11 protein-coding genes are annotated in these 13,776 nt (G+C 72.4%); 7 read left to right on the forward strand and 4 right to left on the reverse strand.

Annotated features, from left to right (window positions below):
* Positions 1–88: 88 nt before the first annotated feature.
* From ACZ5XS_RS24695 to ACZ5XS_RS24705, 3 genes are all read left to right on the forward strand, one after another.
* Complete coding sequence (locus ACZ5XS_RS24695; protein ID WP_468654678.1) at positions 89–655, forward strand: SAV_6107 family HEPN domain-containing protein; 567 nt, start codon at positions 89–91, stop codon at positions 653–655.
* Between the two features lie 192 nt (positions 656–847).
* Positions 848–1,618 (forward strand): methyltransferase, encoded by a 771-nt coding sequence (locus ACZ5XS_RS24700; RefSeq protein ID WP_468654680.1) that lies wholly within the window; start codon positions 848–850, stop codon positions 1,616–1,618.
* 275 nt (positions 1,619–1,893) lie between these two features.
* On the forward strand, positions 1,894–2,286 hold the full coding sequence (locus tag ACZ5XS_RS24705; protein WP_468654682.1) for a DUF3040 domain-containing protein: 393 nt from the start codon (positions 1,894–1,896) through the stop codon (positions 2,284–2,286).
* A 260-nt stretch (positions 2,287–2,546) separates the two neighbouring features.
* Here ACZ5XS_RS24705 and ACZ5XS_RS24710 read toward each other — a convergent pair whose 3' ends face one another.
* The 4 genes from ACZ5XS_RS24710 to ACZ5XS_RS24725 form a co-directional block, all read right to left on the reverse strand.
* The gene (locus tag ACZ5XS_RS24710) at positions 2,547–4,940 is read right to left on the reverse strand and encodes a transglutaminase TgpA family protein (RefSeq protein WP_468654684.1); all 2,394 of its coding nucleotides are present in this window, start codon (positions 4,938–4,940) and stop codon (positions 2,547–2,549) included.
* Positions 4,937–6,301: a DUF58 domain-containing protein gene (locus ACZ5XS_RS24715; RefSeq protein ID WP_468654686.1), complete on the reverse strand. Its 1,365-nt coding sequence runs from the start codon at positions 6,299–6,301 to the stop codon at positions 4,937–4,939. The genes ACZ5XS_RS24710 and ACZ5XS_RS24715 overlap by 4 nt, the downstream gene beginning before the upstream one ends.
* Entirely contained in the window at positions 6,301–7,341 is a 1,041-nt protein-coding gene (locus tag ACZ5XS_RS24720) for an AAA family ATPase (RefSeq protein WP_468654688.1), read from the reverse strand. Before ACZ5XS_RS24720 ends, ACZ5XS_RS24715 begins: the two co-directional genes overlap by 1 nt.
* A 248-nt stretch (positions 7,342–7,589) precedes the next feature.
* Positions 7,590–8,138: a beta-class carbonic anhydrase gene (locus ACZ5XS_RS24725; RefSeq protein WP_468654690.1), complete on the reverse strand. Its 549-nt coding sequence runs from the start codon at positions 8,136–8,138 to the stop codon at positions 7,590–7,592.
* 424 nt (positions 8,139–8,562) lie between these two features.
* Here ACZ5XS_RS24725 and rsmH point away from each other — a divergent pair, with 424 nt between their 5' ends.
* The 4 genes from rsmH (at position 8,563) to ACZ5XS_RS24745 (ending at position 13,775) form a co-directional block, all read left to right on the forward strand.
* Complete coding sequence (rsmH, locus tag ACZ5XS_RS24730; RefSeq protein WP_468654692.1) at positions 8,563–9,522, forward strand: 16S rRNA (cytosine(1402)-N(4))-methyltransferase RsmH; 960 nt, start codon at positions 8,563–8,565, stop codon at positions 9,520–9,522.
* Positions 9,523–9,574: 52 nt separating this feature from the next.
* Complete coding sequence (gene ftsL / locus ACZ5XS_RS24735) at positions 9,575–10,117, forward strand: cell division protein FtsL (protein ID WP_468654694.1); 543 nt, start codon at positions 9,575–9,577, stop codon at positions 10,115–10,117.
* A gap of 5 nt (positions 10,118–10,122) precedes the next feature.
* Entirely contained in the window at positions 10,123–12,072 is a 1,950-nt protein-coding gene (locus tag ACZ5XS_RS24740; RefSeq protein ID WP_468654696.1) for a peptidoglycan D,D-transpeptidase FtsI family protein, read from the forward strand.
* A gap of 173 nt (positions 12,073–12,245) precedes the next feature.
* Positions 12,246–13,775: a UDP-N-acetylmuramoyl-L-alanyl-D-glutamate--2,6-diaminopimelate ligase gene (locus tag ACZ5XS_RS24745; RefSeq protein WP_468654698.1), complete on the forward strand. Its 1,530-nt coding sequence runs from the start codon at positions 12,246–12,248 to the stop codon at positions 13,773–13,775.
* The last annotated feature ends 1 nt before the right edge of the window (position 13,776 follow it).

The raw sequence follows: 13,776 nt of genomic DNA on the forward strand, positions 1-13,776 counted from the left end.
AACGGATTGTCAGTGGCATACCTCACGATGGGCACATACGGCACTCCGTATCAGGGCGTGCCGTCACACAGACGACAGGAGGTTCGTCATGGCCACCTACCACGCAGCCGCCGCCCACCGGCGCCGCGCCCCAGGCCCTGCCCCCTCACTGAACGGCCCGGCGAGCGACGTCCACCCCGTCCTCCGCCGGGCGACCGCCCCGCCGGCCGCCCTCGACCTGCTCGCGCAGGCCCGCGCCGGTCTCGACGAGGCCGCCACGCTGGAGGCGTCGAACGAGCGCTACGCGACGGCCCATCTCGCCGCGCTGCGCACGGCCGCCGCCGTGCTCGCCGCCCGTGGACGCCCGGAGCCCACACCCCGACGCAGGGCGCGCATCCGCAGCGCGTGGGAAGTCCTTCCCGAGATAGCGCCCGAACTCGCCGAGTGGAGCGCGCTCTTCGCCGCCGGGGCCCGGCGCCGTGCCCGGGCGGAGGCGGGCATCCAGGGCGCGGCCAGCCGCCGGGACGCCGACGACCTGATACGCGACGTGGCGATGTTCCTCCGCCTGGTCGAACGCATGCTGGTGCTCCAGCCGGTCCTGCCCCAGCCACGCCAGGACGCGGACCGAGCGGAGGACCACGACACCGGTGACCGCGACTACCCGGACGCGAGCTGACGGGCCGGGCGGCAGAGCCCGGGTTCGCCGTGCCGGACGCCCCAGGGCCACACCCGCGGTGACCGGCGAGAGCGCCTCAGGCAATAGGGTGGGGGGCGCCTGAAGCCTTCCCCCTTCCGCAGCCGGGGCGGGGAGGCGCCCCGTTCGCGCCGCCCGTGCCAGAGGCGGTGCCGCGCCGAGGAGTCAACTGCTGTGTCGGACCCGATGCGCCCCCGCGCCTCTCTCCGTACCGCCGTGGTCTGGGAGGTCCTCCAGGACGCCCTCGACCGCCGCGTCAAGGCCACGGGTCGCCAGGCGCTGGACGTCCTCGACACCGGAGGAGGCAGCGGCAACTTCGCGGTGCCCGTCGCCCGCCTCGGCCACCGGGTCACCGTCGTCGACCCCAGCCCGAACGCGCTGTTCGCCCTCGAGCGCCGCGCCGCCGAGGCCGGTGTCGCCGACCGGGTGCAGGGCGTCCAGGGCGATGCCCACGGCCTCTTCGACGTGGTCGAGCGCGGCGGTTACGACGTGGTGCTGTGCCACGGCGTCCTGGAGTACGTCGACGACCCCGCCGAGGGCGTCCGCAACGTGGTGGCCGCACTGCGGGCCGAGGGCGTCCTGAGCCTGCTCGCCGCCGGGCTGGGCGGCGCCGTGCTCGCGCGGGCCCTCGCGGGCCACTTCAAGGAGGCCAAGCAGGCCCTCGACGACCCGGACGGCCGCTGGGGCGCCGGTGACCCCGTGCCGCACCGCTTCACCGCCGACCAGCTCACCCGGCTGGTCGAAGGCGCCGGTCTCACGGTCGGTGCCGTGCACGGCGTGCGGGTCTTCGCCGACCTCGTTCCCGGCGTGCTGGTCGACACCGAGCCCGGCGCGGTGGAGGCGCTGCTGAAGCTGGAGGCGGCGGCGGCAGAGCTGTCCGCCTTCCACTCCGTGGCCACCCAGCTTCATGTGCTCGGCGAGACGCCGGGGGCCGTCGACGGCTGAGCCGCGCGCGTGCCGTGCTGCTGATCAGGAACTTGCGTGCGCATGGAGTACGCCACAGGCCCCCCGATCCGGCGCGGTGCGCCGTATGATCGAGGGAGACCGCCCGGCATGACGGGTCGGCTCCTGGGGAATGGAAGCCTCAGTAGGCCGGGACGCTCATGGCGGATTCCGGTTGCCAATTGGCGTAGAGGGGCGGGTTTCACGGGGGCGATTCCCTGCCTATCCTGAAGGGACCCCCCGGGTCGCCCCGGCGACTGCACGATGAGGAGGACTCCGTGCCGCTCTCGGAGCACGAGCAGCGAATGCTCGAGCAAATGGAGCGAGCGCTGTACGCCGAAGATCCCAAGTTCGCGTCGGCGCTCGAGGGAAGCGGGCTGCGTACGTACACCCGGCGGCGGGTCTACCAGGCGGTCGCGGGCTTCCTCGTGGGTATCGCGCTCCTCATGGCAGGTATGGTCGCCAAGCAGGTGTGGCTCAGCGTGATGGGCTTCCTCGTGATGCTGGGCTGTGCGGTGCTCGCGGTGACCGGCTGGCGCAAGGCCCCCAAGCCGGGTGAACAGCCTGCCGGTGGCCGGCAGCCCCGCAGTCAGGGACGGCAGCGGCGCTCCATGATGGACCGGATCGAGCAGCGCTGGCAGCGGCGCCGCGACGAGCAACAGGGCCAATAGCCCGCCTGACAGCGCTCGCCTTCGCGTGAGGGGGTGACCACCCGAGTGGTGGTCACCCCCTCACGCACGCCCTCGTCCGGATACGAACGACTGAACAGCCGGCTGCCGGCAGGAGTGACCACCGGCTGACGGCACACAGCCGCAGAGCGCAGAAGCATGGCGGGCACAGCCGCGGAGCGCGGCGGGCGCAGAGCACGGAGCACGGCGGGCCCCGGGGTCGTCACGCGACCCGGGGCCCGCCGTGCTCCGTCGAACCGGCCTCAGCCCTGCTGATCCGACGGCCTGCGCAGGCTCGGCCGGGCCGCCGCCGCGCGGGCCAGGACGCCCGTCCACCACTCCGACAGCGCCCACACCACTCGTGCGGTGGAACGCGGGGCGATCACCGCGCGCAGCTTCGTGCCCCGGCCGACCGTGCTCCGCAGCCCGCCGAGCACCTGGCGGACGTCGTCCGCGAGCCCCGCCGTCGGGCGTGGACGCGGCGCGTAGAGGACCTGCTCCACGGCGTCCGCCACCCGGTGCACCGCGGCCGCGGCCGGCGGGTCGAGGTGCCCGAGCCGGACCATCCTGGCGGCCGTCTTGCGCGGGGTCTGCGACTCGTCCGGCGGGATCCCGTGGTCCCACGCCGTGTCGGTCAGCTCCTGCCAGACCGCCAGGGTGTGTGCCGCCGCGTCCGCCTCCGAGCGGCCGTGTGCGCCCAGCCGTACGGCCCGGGTGCGCAGTCGCCACAGCATCGGCGCCGCGGGAATCGCCAGGACGGCGAGGCCGCCGAGAGCCCACAGCAGCGCGACCCACCACTTCGGGCCGCCACCGCCACCCCCCGGCGCGGCCGCCGGGGCCTCGCTCTCGCACGCCTCCAGCTTCTTCTGCTCCGCCGTGCAGCTCTCGCTGGCGGAGGGCGATGCGGAGGGCGCCGTGGACGCCTCCTGGGACGGCAGAGTGACGTCCGGGAGTGAGCTGCCGGACGCGTCCGGCACGGTGTACGAGGGCACCGAACCGCGGTTCGGGGTCGGCTCGAAGCGGGTCCAGCCCACGCCCTCGAAGTACAGCTCGGGCCAGGCGTGGGCGTCCTTCAGCCCCACCGACACCGAACCGTCCGCCTGCGGCGACCCCGGCGCGAAGCCCACCGCGACCCTGGCCGGTATCCCCAGGGACCGGGCCATCGCGGCCATCGCGAAGGAGAAGTGGACGCAGAAGCCCTGCTTGTCCCTGAGGAAGCGGGCGATCGCCTGCGAGCCGCTGCCGACCTGCACCGAGGTGTCGTACTCGAAGCCGCCGGTCAGGGCGAAGTAGTCCTGGAGGGCGACCGCCTGCTCGTAGGGGTTCTTGGCGTCCGAGGTGACCTCACGGGCGGTCCTGGCCACCACGCCAGGGAGGGAGTCCGGCAGCTTGGTGTACTCGCGTTTCAGCGCCGCGGACGGCGGCGGTGCCGCGGCCAGCTGTTCCGCCGTCGGCCGTACCTCCAGGCTCTTCACCTCGTACGTCGCACCGCGCGTGGTCTGGCCGTGGTCGCCGACCAGCGTCATGCCCTCGGGTTCGTAGCGCCAGTTGCCGCTGATCTTCACGCCGCTGGGCGGGTACGGCATCGGCAGCCAGTTCTGCGCGTAGGTGCCGGACGCCGAGACGGTGGTCTCGATCTCCGCGCGCTTGACGTCCGCGCCGAGGCCGATGGGGGTCGGGAACGCGCCGTCCGGTACGGCGGTGATGGACCGCTTGGACGGCTTCCAGGTGGTGCCGTCGAAGTCGTCCAGGGACACGATCCGCAGGTAGAGATTCGAGACGTCCGTGTTGTCGTCGGTCTTCAGGGACAGGACCTGGCGGTCCTCGTCCACGTTCAGGTTGTCCCGCAGGGCCACCAGCGGGTTCACCGCGGAGATCGTGCCGCCGCCACCGCTGCCGGAGCCCACACCCGTCCCGGCGGCGTCCAGCAGGCCGCCGTTCATCGCGGGCAGGGCGAGCGGGACCACGACAGCCACACCCAGGGCGGCCATGCCGATGCGGCGGCCGGTGCGGACCGGGGCCACCGGCCCGCCGGCCTCCCCGCCCCCGGTGCGCGGTGCCCCGCCGAAGACACGGCCCCACTGCGAGAGCCGCTCCCGCCCCTCGGCCAGGAGCAGCAGCAGATAGCCGGCCGCCGCGACCAGGAACCAGAGCCAGTCGGCGCCGCCGTCGGACAGACCGGCGGCGACGGAGTACAGCGCGAGCAGCGGCAGGCCGGCCGGGGCCGCGCTGCGGAAGGTCACCGCGAGGGTGTCCACCGCGAGCCCGATCACCAGCACACCGCCGATGATCATCAGCCGGATGCCGTCGGACGACAGCGGGGCCGGGATCGCGAACCGCGCGATGTCGTCGGTGCCCTGCTGCAGCAGGTCGGCGAAGTACACGAAGGCGTCCGGCCCGGGGAACAGCCCGAGGAAGGCCTGCTCGCGGGCGAAGACGACGGTCAGCAGCACCAGCGTGACCAGGGCCTGCGCCGCCACGGTCAGCGGCCGGGCCAGCGGCACCCGCCGGGTCGCCGCCCCCACGCCCGTCTGTACCGCGAGCAGGAACGCGGCCTGCAGGATCCAGGTGGCCGGCTCGACCAGCGGCAGCAGCGCGCACGACACCATCAACGTGGCCGCCCAGGCGCACAGCGCCAGTCGTGCCCGCCCGCTCATGCCGACCCCTCCCCGCCGCCGACCGCTCCGACGCCTGTGCGGTCCCGGTCCGCCTGACGCCACAGCTCGTCCAGGGAAGCGCCGCGCGGCACGCTCAGCGCCGTCCAGCCCGCCTCACGCAGCATCCGCAGCCGCTCCCCGTTCCTGTCCAACGGGCCGGGCACATCGCTCGGTTCCCGCACCCATGTGTCGCTGTCCAGCAGGAAGGCGACCGCGCCGCCACTGCGTTGGCGTATCTTGGCGGCCACGGTGGCCTGTTCCTCGTCGAGGTCGCCGAAGAAGGCCACCAGCAACCCCTCGTTCCCGCCGCGCAGCACGTCGTACGCCCTGGACAGGCCCGTGCCGTCCGAGTGGTCGATCACCGCGAGGGTGTCCATCATCAGCCCGGCCGCGTCCGCCGACTCCTGGCTCGCGCCCGCGAACCCGTCGGCGCTCTCACCGGGCACGGAGTTGCCGGTGTCCGTCAGCAGCCGGACCGAAAAGCCCCGCTCCAGCATGTGGACCAGGGCGGAGGCGGCGCCCGCCACCGCCCACTCGAAGGCCGATTCGGGGCCGGCGCCCTGGAAGGCGAGGCCCCGGGTGTCGAGGAGCACCGTGCAGCGGGAGCGCTGGGGCTGTTCCTCGCGGCGCACCATCAGCTCGCCGTAGCGCGCGGTGGAGCGCCAGTGCACGCGGCGCAGGTCGTCGCCGTAGCGGTACCCGCGCGGGATGATGTCGTCCTCGCCGGCCAGGGCGAGCGAGCGCTGCCGCCCGTCGCCGTATCCCTTCGCCTCGCCGGTCAGCCGCACCGGCGGCAGCGGCTCCACGCGGGGGATCACCGTCAGGGTGTCGTACGTCGAGAAGGACCGGGTCAGTTCGCACATGCCGAACGGGTCGGTCAGGCGCAGCTGCAGCGGGCCCAGGGGATAGCGGCCGCGCAGGTCGGAGCGGACGCGGTAGGACACCTCGCGGCGGCCGCCCGGCTCCACCCGGTCGAGCACGAAACGGGGGCGGGGGCCGAGGACGTACGGGACCCGGTCCTGGAGCATCAGCAGGCCGGTGGGCAGCCGGGAGACGTTGTCCATCCGCAGATGGACGCGGGCCTCGCTGCCGGCGGGCACGCGCGCGGGGGAGAGCCGACGGCTGCCGGCCACCCGGTAGCGGGTGCGGTAGAGCACGGTGGCGCAGATCAGGGGCAGCACGGCCAGCAGCAGTCCGACGCGCAGCAGGTCGCTCTGTCCGAGGACGTACGCGCAGATGGCCGCGGCGATTCCGGCCGCGAAGAAGGAGCGGCCCCGGGTGGTCAGACCGGCCAGGGCCGTGCGCACACCGCCCTTGTCGCCCCGGTCGGCCTCCGCGAGACCGGTCCCGCCGGTGCTCATCACAGCCTCCGCGGCGGCTGCTGGCCGTACGCCGGTGTGGAGCGGCCCGGACCGAGGCCGACGCCAGGCTGGGGAGCCGCCGCGGGCACCGGGGTGTGCTGCAGGATCTCCTGCACGACCTGCTCGGCCGTACGCCGGTTCAGCTGGGCCTGGGCGGTCGGCAGCAGCCGGTGGGCCAGGACCGCGACCGCGAGGGCCTGCACGTCGTCCGGCAGCGCGTACTCACGGCCGCTGAGGGCGGCGGACGCCTTCGCCGCGCGCAGCAGGTGCAGCGTCGCACGCGGGGAGGCGCCCAGTCTGAGGTCGGGGTGGGTGCGGGTGGCGGCGACCAGGTCCACCGCGTACCGCCGGACCGTGTCGGCGACGTGGACGCCGCGGACGGCGTCGATCAGCTTCACGATGTCGTGCGCGTGCGCCACCGGCTGCAGGTCGTCCAGGGGGCTCGCCCCGCCGTGGATGTCGAGCATCTGCAGCTCGGCCTCCGCGCTCGGGTAGCCGATGGACACGCGCGCCATGAAGCGGTCGCGCTGGGCCTCGGGCAGCGGGTAGGTGCCCTCCATCTCGACCGGGTTCTGGGTCGCCACCACCATGAAGGGGCTGGGCAGCTCGTAGGTCTGCCCGTCGATGGTGACCTGCCGCTCCTCCATGGACTCCAGGAGCGCGGACTGGGTCTTCGGCGAGGCGCGGTTGATCTCGTCGCCGATCACGATCTGAGCGAAGATCGCGCCCGGCTTGAACTCGAAGTCCCGGCGCTGCTGGTCCCAGATGGACACACCCGTGATGTCCGAGGGCAGCAGGTCGGGCGTGAACTGGATGCGCCGCACCGAACAGTCGATGGAGCGCGCCAACGCCTTGGCGAGCATGGTCTTGCCCACGCCGGGGACGTCTTCGATCAGAAGATGTCCCTCGGCGAGCAGTACGGTCAGCGAAAGCCGTACGACCTCGGGCTTGCCCTCGATCACACCCTCCACGGAACTGCGGACACGCTCCACAGTGGCGGTCAGATCAGTGAGGCTCGCTCGATCGTCATAGGTCGTCACCCGGCCCTCCTCGGCCCGTTCTTTCCGGGCCGACGCGCTCGATGCGTGACCGGCCCACCCCGAAACACGGACACCACGCGTGAATCGTTCCGCGTGACGCCACAACCGCATTCTTGCTGCCGTTACCGTTTCGTGTCACTCGCCTGTGGACAACTGCCCGCACTATGTCGGCGCTTGCGGTGTTTTGGGCACCCCAGGTCCGGAAATCAACAGCGAAACGACAGCTTCGGCGGATGGTTACGCGGCGTCTAGGCGGGGTCGATCTCGCGCAGCAGGCCGGTCTTCACGTCGAAGACGAAGCCGCGGATGTCGTCGGTGTGCAGCAGGAACGGCGAGGTGCGCACCCGCTGCATGGACTGCCGTACGTCCTGGTCGACGTCCCGGAACGCCTCCACCGCCCAGGCGGGACGCTGGCCGACCTCCATCTCGAGGTCGGTGCGGAACTCCTCGGTGATCGCCTCCAGGCCGCAGCCGGTGTGGTGGATGAGCACGACGCTGCGCGTACCGAGCTTGCGCTGGCTGATGGTGAGCGAGCGGATCACGTCGTCGGTGACGACACCGCCGGCGTTGCGGATGGTGTGACAGTCGCCGAGCTCGAGGCCGAGTGCGTCGTGCAGGTCGAGGCGGGCGTCCATGCAGGCCACCACGGCGACGCGCAGCACGGGACGGGCGTCCATGCCGGGGTCGGTGAAGGCGGCGGCGTAGCGCCCGTTCGCCTCGACAAGGCGGTCGGTGACGGTGCCGCCGGTGACTATGGCGGCTTCGGGACCTGCGGGAACCGATGCGGAAGTCGTCATACCCATGACGGTACTGGTCACCTGCGATCCGAGCCCGCTGTGAGAGAGGACAAAGAACGTCAACGAGCCTTGTTGTGAGCTAATCCACACAGGTGGTGTGAGGGCCGCCGCGCGGGTGGTTCTGCCGCATTCGTCGCTTCGTCCGCACCCGGCTCGCGACGCGCAGGCCGGTTGATTGACCGCACGACACCGTGGACTAAAGTGACGCGGGCGGGAGGCCGGTCCTCCCTGCGGACTGTTTTTCCCCGGAGACCCCGGTGATGTTCCGGAGATCTCCCCACGTGCGCGGCGCGTACGTACGGCTCGGCCTCCTCCCGCTCCCGGCCGGCTGACGCTTTCGGCGCCGGCAGGCCTCCCCTTCACTGAGGGAGGGCGGGGAGCCGGCGGTGCGTATGGTGCCGCGCGCCGGACCTGAGAGGGCCACTTGAGTCAGAGTCGACACGTCCCGGTGATGCTCCAGCGGTGCCTGGACCTGTTGGCCCCCGCCCTTCAGGAGCGGGGCGGAGCGGTGGTCGTGGACTGCACCCTCGGTCTCGGCGGCCACAGCGAGGCGCTGCTCGCGCGGTTCCCCGAGGCCCGGCTCGTCGCCCTCGACCGCGACAAGGAGGCGCTGCGCCTGTCCGGCGAGCGGCTCGCCCCGTACGGGGAGCGCGCCACCCTCGTGCACGCCGTGTACGACGAGCTGCCCGAGGTCCTGGACCGGCTCGGCATCGCGCGCGTGCAGGGCGTCCTCTTCGACCTCGGTGTCTCCTCCATGCAGCTCGACGAGGCCGACCGCGGCTTCGCCTACGCCCAGGACGCCCCGCTCGACATGCGCATGGACCAGACGACCGGCATGAGTGCCGCCGAGGTCCTCAACACCTACCCGCCCGGCGAGCTCGTCCGGATCCTCAGGGCCTACGGCGAGGAGAAGCAGGCCAAGCGGATCGTGTCCGCGATCGTGCGCGAGCGGGAGAAGGAGCCGTTCAGCAACAGCGCCCGGCTCGTGGAGCTGATCCGGGACAGCCTGCCGCAGGCCGCCAAGCGTACCGGCGGCAACCCGGCCAAGCGCACCTTCCAGGCCCTGCGCATCGAGGTCAACGGCGAGCTCTCCGTCCTGGAGCGGGCGATCCCGGCCGCCGTGCAGAGCCTCGACGTCGGCGGACGCATCGCCGTCCTGTCGTACCACTCGCTGGAGGACCGGCTGGTCAAGCAGGTGTTCGCGGCCGGTGCCGCCACCACCGCGCCGCCCGGGCTGCCGGTGGTGCCCGAGCGCTACCAGCCCCGGCTCAAGCTGCTCACGCGCGGTGCCGAACTTCCCACCGAGGAAGAGGTCGCCGAGAACCGGCGAGCGGCACCGGCGCGACTGCGCGGCGCCGAGCGCATCAGGGAGTCCATCGAGTGAAGGGCGTGCCGGGCGTGAGCTTGTTGGGGAACCAGACTCCGGGGGAGGGCGCGTGGGCGGGAAGCCCCAGCTGAAGGGCCGAGCCGCCCGTCTCGCGCGGCTCATTCCCACAACGGCGGGTTCCGGACAGGCGGCCCGCACCCCCTTCGTCCTCCTCGTCGTCCTGCTCCTCGGCGGCGGTCTCATCGGGCTGCTGGTGCTGAATTCGGCGCTCAGCGAAGGATCCTTCAAGCTCGACGACCTCCAGAAGGAGACCAAGAGCCTCACCGACCAGGAACAGGCGCTCCAGCGGGACATCGACGCCTACTCGGCGCCCGAAGCCCTCCAGCGCCGGGCCCGCGAGCTGGGCATGGTGCCCGGCGGCGATCCGGCCTTCCTGGACCCCGACGGCACCGTCAAGGGCGTACCCAGCCCCGCTCCCGGAGTCGAGCCGGCCGGCGCCTTCACCCCGCTCGTCCTCGCCCCCGAGGCGATCGCCGACGCCACCGTCCCGCCCCCGGCTCCCACGCCGTCCGCCGACGAACCGACGCCGGCGACCGCTCCCTCGACCCCACCGCCCGCCCAGTTCCCCCCGCCCTCGACCTCCGGCAGGTGACGGAAGTGTCCGACAGGCAACCGCCGCGCCGCCGCGTGCCCGGACCCGCACGCCCCGCAGGCCGCCGGCGTCCGGGCCCCGGCGCCCGCCCGCCCCGCCGCCCGGCGGCGTCCCGCCCCGCGGCCCCCGGTGTCATCCGGCTGGGCAGCCCCCGGCCCCGGCTGCGCATGGTCGGCCTGGCGCTGACCCTCGTCCTGATCGCCTTCGTCGTACGCCTGCTCCAGGTGCAGGCCGTCGACGCGAGCACGTACGCCGCCAAGGCCGAACAGAACCGGTACGTCGGCTACACCCTGGCCGCCGAGCGCGGCGGGATCACCGATCGCGACGGCGTAGCACTGGCGACCAGCGAGGACGCGTACAACATCACCGCGGACCCCACGCTGTTCAACCGCAAGCAGCTGAAGATCGACGACGGGCCCGAGCAGGCGGCCGCGCTGCTCGCCCCGATCCTCGGCCAGGAGCAGGACGCGATCGTCAAGAAGCTCAGGCCGGCGGACGAGAACCTCCGCTACGTCGTCCTCGCCAACCGGCAGACCCCGCAGGTCTGGAAGCAGATCAAGGACCTGAAGACCGCGCTGTCCACCAAGGCCGAGACCGACCCGAGCACGGTCAACGTCCTCGGGGGCGTCCTGGCCGTGCCCACCAGCAAGCGCGTGTACCCGAACGGCGACCTCGCCGCCGGGATACTGGGCTGGGTCAACGCCGAGGGCAAGGGCGGCGGCGGTGTCGAGCAGCAGCTGAACGGCCTGCTGGCAGGCAAGGACGGCAAGATCCGCTACGCCCAGTCCGGGGGCCGCCAGGTGCCGACCGTGGGCTCCACCGAGACACCCGCCGTGCCCGGCAGCGACGTCGAACTCACCATCGACCGCGACATCCAGTGGGCCGCGCAGAACGCCATCACCGAGCAGGTCGAGAAGTCCAAGGCGGACCGCGGATACGTCATCGTGCAGGACACGCAGACCGGTCAGGTCCTCGCCATGGCCAACGCGCCCGGCTTCGACCCGAACGACCTGTCCAAGGCGAGCGGGCTCAACATGGGCAACGCGGCGCTCCAGGACGCGTACGAGCCCGGCTCCACCGCGAAGGTCATGTCGATGGCCGCCGTACTGGAGGAGAAGGCCGCCACGCCCGACACGCATGTAGTCGTGCCCAACCGGCTGCACCGCGGCGACCGGCTCTTCAAGGACGACATCGACCATCCGACCTGGTACCTCACGCTCAACGGCGTGCTCGCCAAGTCCAGCAACATCGGCACGATCCTGGCCACCGGGCAGCTCGGCAAGACGCAGGCGGAGGCCAACCAGGTCCTCTACTCGTACCTGCGCAAGTTCGGCCTGGGCAGCTACAGCGGGCTCGGCTTCCCGGGCGAGACGCCGGGCATCCTCGCCGGCCCCGACAAGTGGTCGACCTCGCAGCAGTACACGATTCCTTTCGGCCAGGGCGTGTCCCTCAACGCGATGCAGGCGGCGTCGGTGTACTCGACCATCGCCAACGGCGGTGTCCGCGTCGAACCCACGCTCGTCCGCGGCACGAAGGGACCCGACGGAGGCTTCGCACCGGCCGCTCAGCCCAAGAAGACAAGGGTCGTCAGTGCCGGGACGGCCAAGACCCTCGCCCGGATGCTGGAGTCCGTCGTGGACGACGCGGAAGGCACCGGTACGAAGGCGCGCATCCCCGGCTACCGGGTCGCGGGCAAGACGGGTACGGCCAACCGTGTGGATCCGGCCACCGGCAAGTACAAGGGCTACACCTCGTCCTTCGCCGGATTCGCCCCCGCGGACAAGCCTCGCGTCACCGTCTACTGCGCGATCCAGAACGCCACCGAGGGCAGCTACTTCGGCGGCCAGATCTGCGGCCCCGTCTACAAGCAGGTGATGGAGTTCGCCCTGAAGACCCTCCAGGTACCGCCCACCGGTGCCAAGGCCGCGAAGCTTCCGGTCGCCTTCACACCCTGACCAGCTCTGTTCAGCACGGAACCCCCAGGAACCAGCCCGTGACAACGATCACCCCCGATTCCGGCAACCAGGGCACCCCCGGGCCCTCACTTCGCTCCGAAGCGGGTGCGCCCGGTACGCTCACCGCCGTGCCACACGCCGATCAGTCCCAAACCACCCAGAAGGGCGCACCCGTGACATATCCGGGGCCGCCCAGGCCGGTCCGGATCTCCGCCACACCCCTCGCGGAGCTCGCCGATCAGCTGGGTGCCGTGCAGCCGAAGACCCCGGGCGGCACGGCCGGAGTCTCGGGCATCACCCACGACTCCCGAGCCGTCCGCCCCGGCGACCTGTACGCCGCCCTCCCGGGCGCCCGCCTGCACGGCGCCGACTTCGTCACCCAGGCCGCGGGCCTCGGCGCGGTCGCCGTGCTGACCGACCCGGCGGGCGCCGAGCGGGCCGCCGCCACCGGACTCCCGGTGCTGGTCGTCGACGACCCACGCGCGGAGATGGGCGAACTGGCGGCCACGATCTACGGCCACCCGGGCCCCGATCTGCTCCAGATCGGCATCACCGGCACCTCCGGCAAGACCACCACCGCCTACCTCGTCGAGGGCGGCCTGAGGACGGCCAAGTCCACCGGCCTGATCGGCACGGTGGAGATGCGCATCGGCGACGAGCGCATCAAGTCCGAGCGCACCACCCCGGAAGCCACCGACCTCCAGGCCCTGTTCGCCGTCATGCGCGAGCGCGGGGTCGAAGCGGTCGCCATGGAGGTCTCCAGCCACGCCCTGGTGCTCGGCCGGGTCGACGCCTGCGTCTTCGACATCGCCGTCTTCACCAACCTGAGCCCGGAACACATGGAGTTCCACTCCGACATGGAGGACTACTTCCAGGCCAAGGCCCAGCTGTTCACGCCGAAACGCAGCAGGCTCGGCGTCGTCAACCTCGACGACGAGTACGGGCGCCGGCTGGCCAAGGAGGCCACCGTCCCGGTCGTCACCTTCTCCGCCGAGGGCCACCCGGACGCCGACTGGCGCGCCGAGGACGTCCAGGTAGGGCCCACCGACTCGACGTTCACCGTGATCGGCCCGGAGCGGGAGCGGATCACGGCCAGGTCGCCGCTGGCCGGAACCTTCAACGTGGCGAACACCCTCGCCGCGATCGTCGCCCTCGCCGCCGCCGGCCTCGACCCGCAGACCGCGGCCGACGGCATCGCCGCCGTGCCCGGGGTGCCGGGCCGACTGGAGCGCGTGGACGCCGGACAGCCGTACCTCGCGGTCGTCGACTACGCCCACAAGACGGACGCCGTCGAATCGGTGCTGCGCGCGCTGCGCAAGGTCACCGAGGGCCGGCTGCACATCGTGCTCGGCTGCGGCGGCGACCGGGACAAGACCAAGCGGATGCCGATGGGCGCCGCCGCCGCCCGGCTCGCCGACACCGCCGTACTGACCTCCGACAACCCCCGTTCCGAGGACCCCCTCGCGATCCTCGCGACCATGCTCCAGGGCGCGGCGTCCGTACCGGCACACGAGCGCGGCGAGGTCCAGGTCTTCGAGGACCGGGCCGCCGCGATCGCCGCCGCCGTGTCCCGGGCACGGCCCGGCGACACGGTGCTGGTCGCGGGCAAGGGCCACGAACAGGGCCAGGACATCGCCGGGGTGGTCCGTCCCTTCGACGACCGCCAGGTGCTTCGCGAAGCTATCCAGAAGACCCAGGGATGAA

This window comes from Streptomyces sp. NPDC033131, from assembly GCF_055578365.1.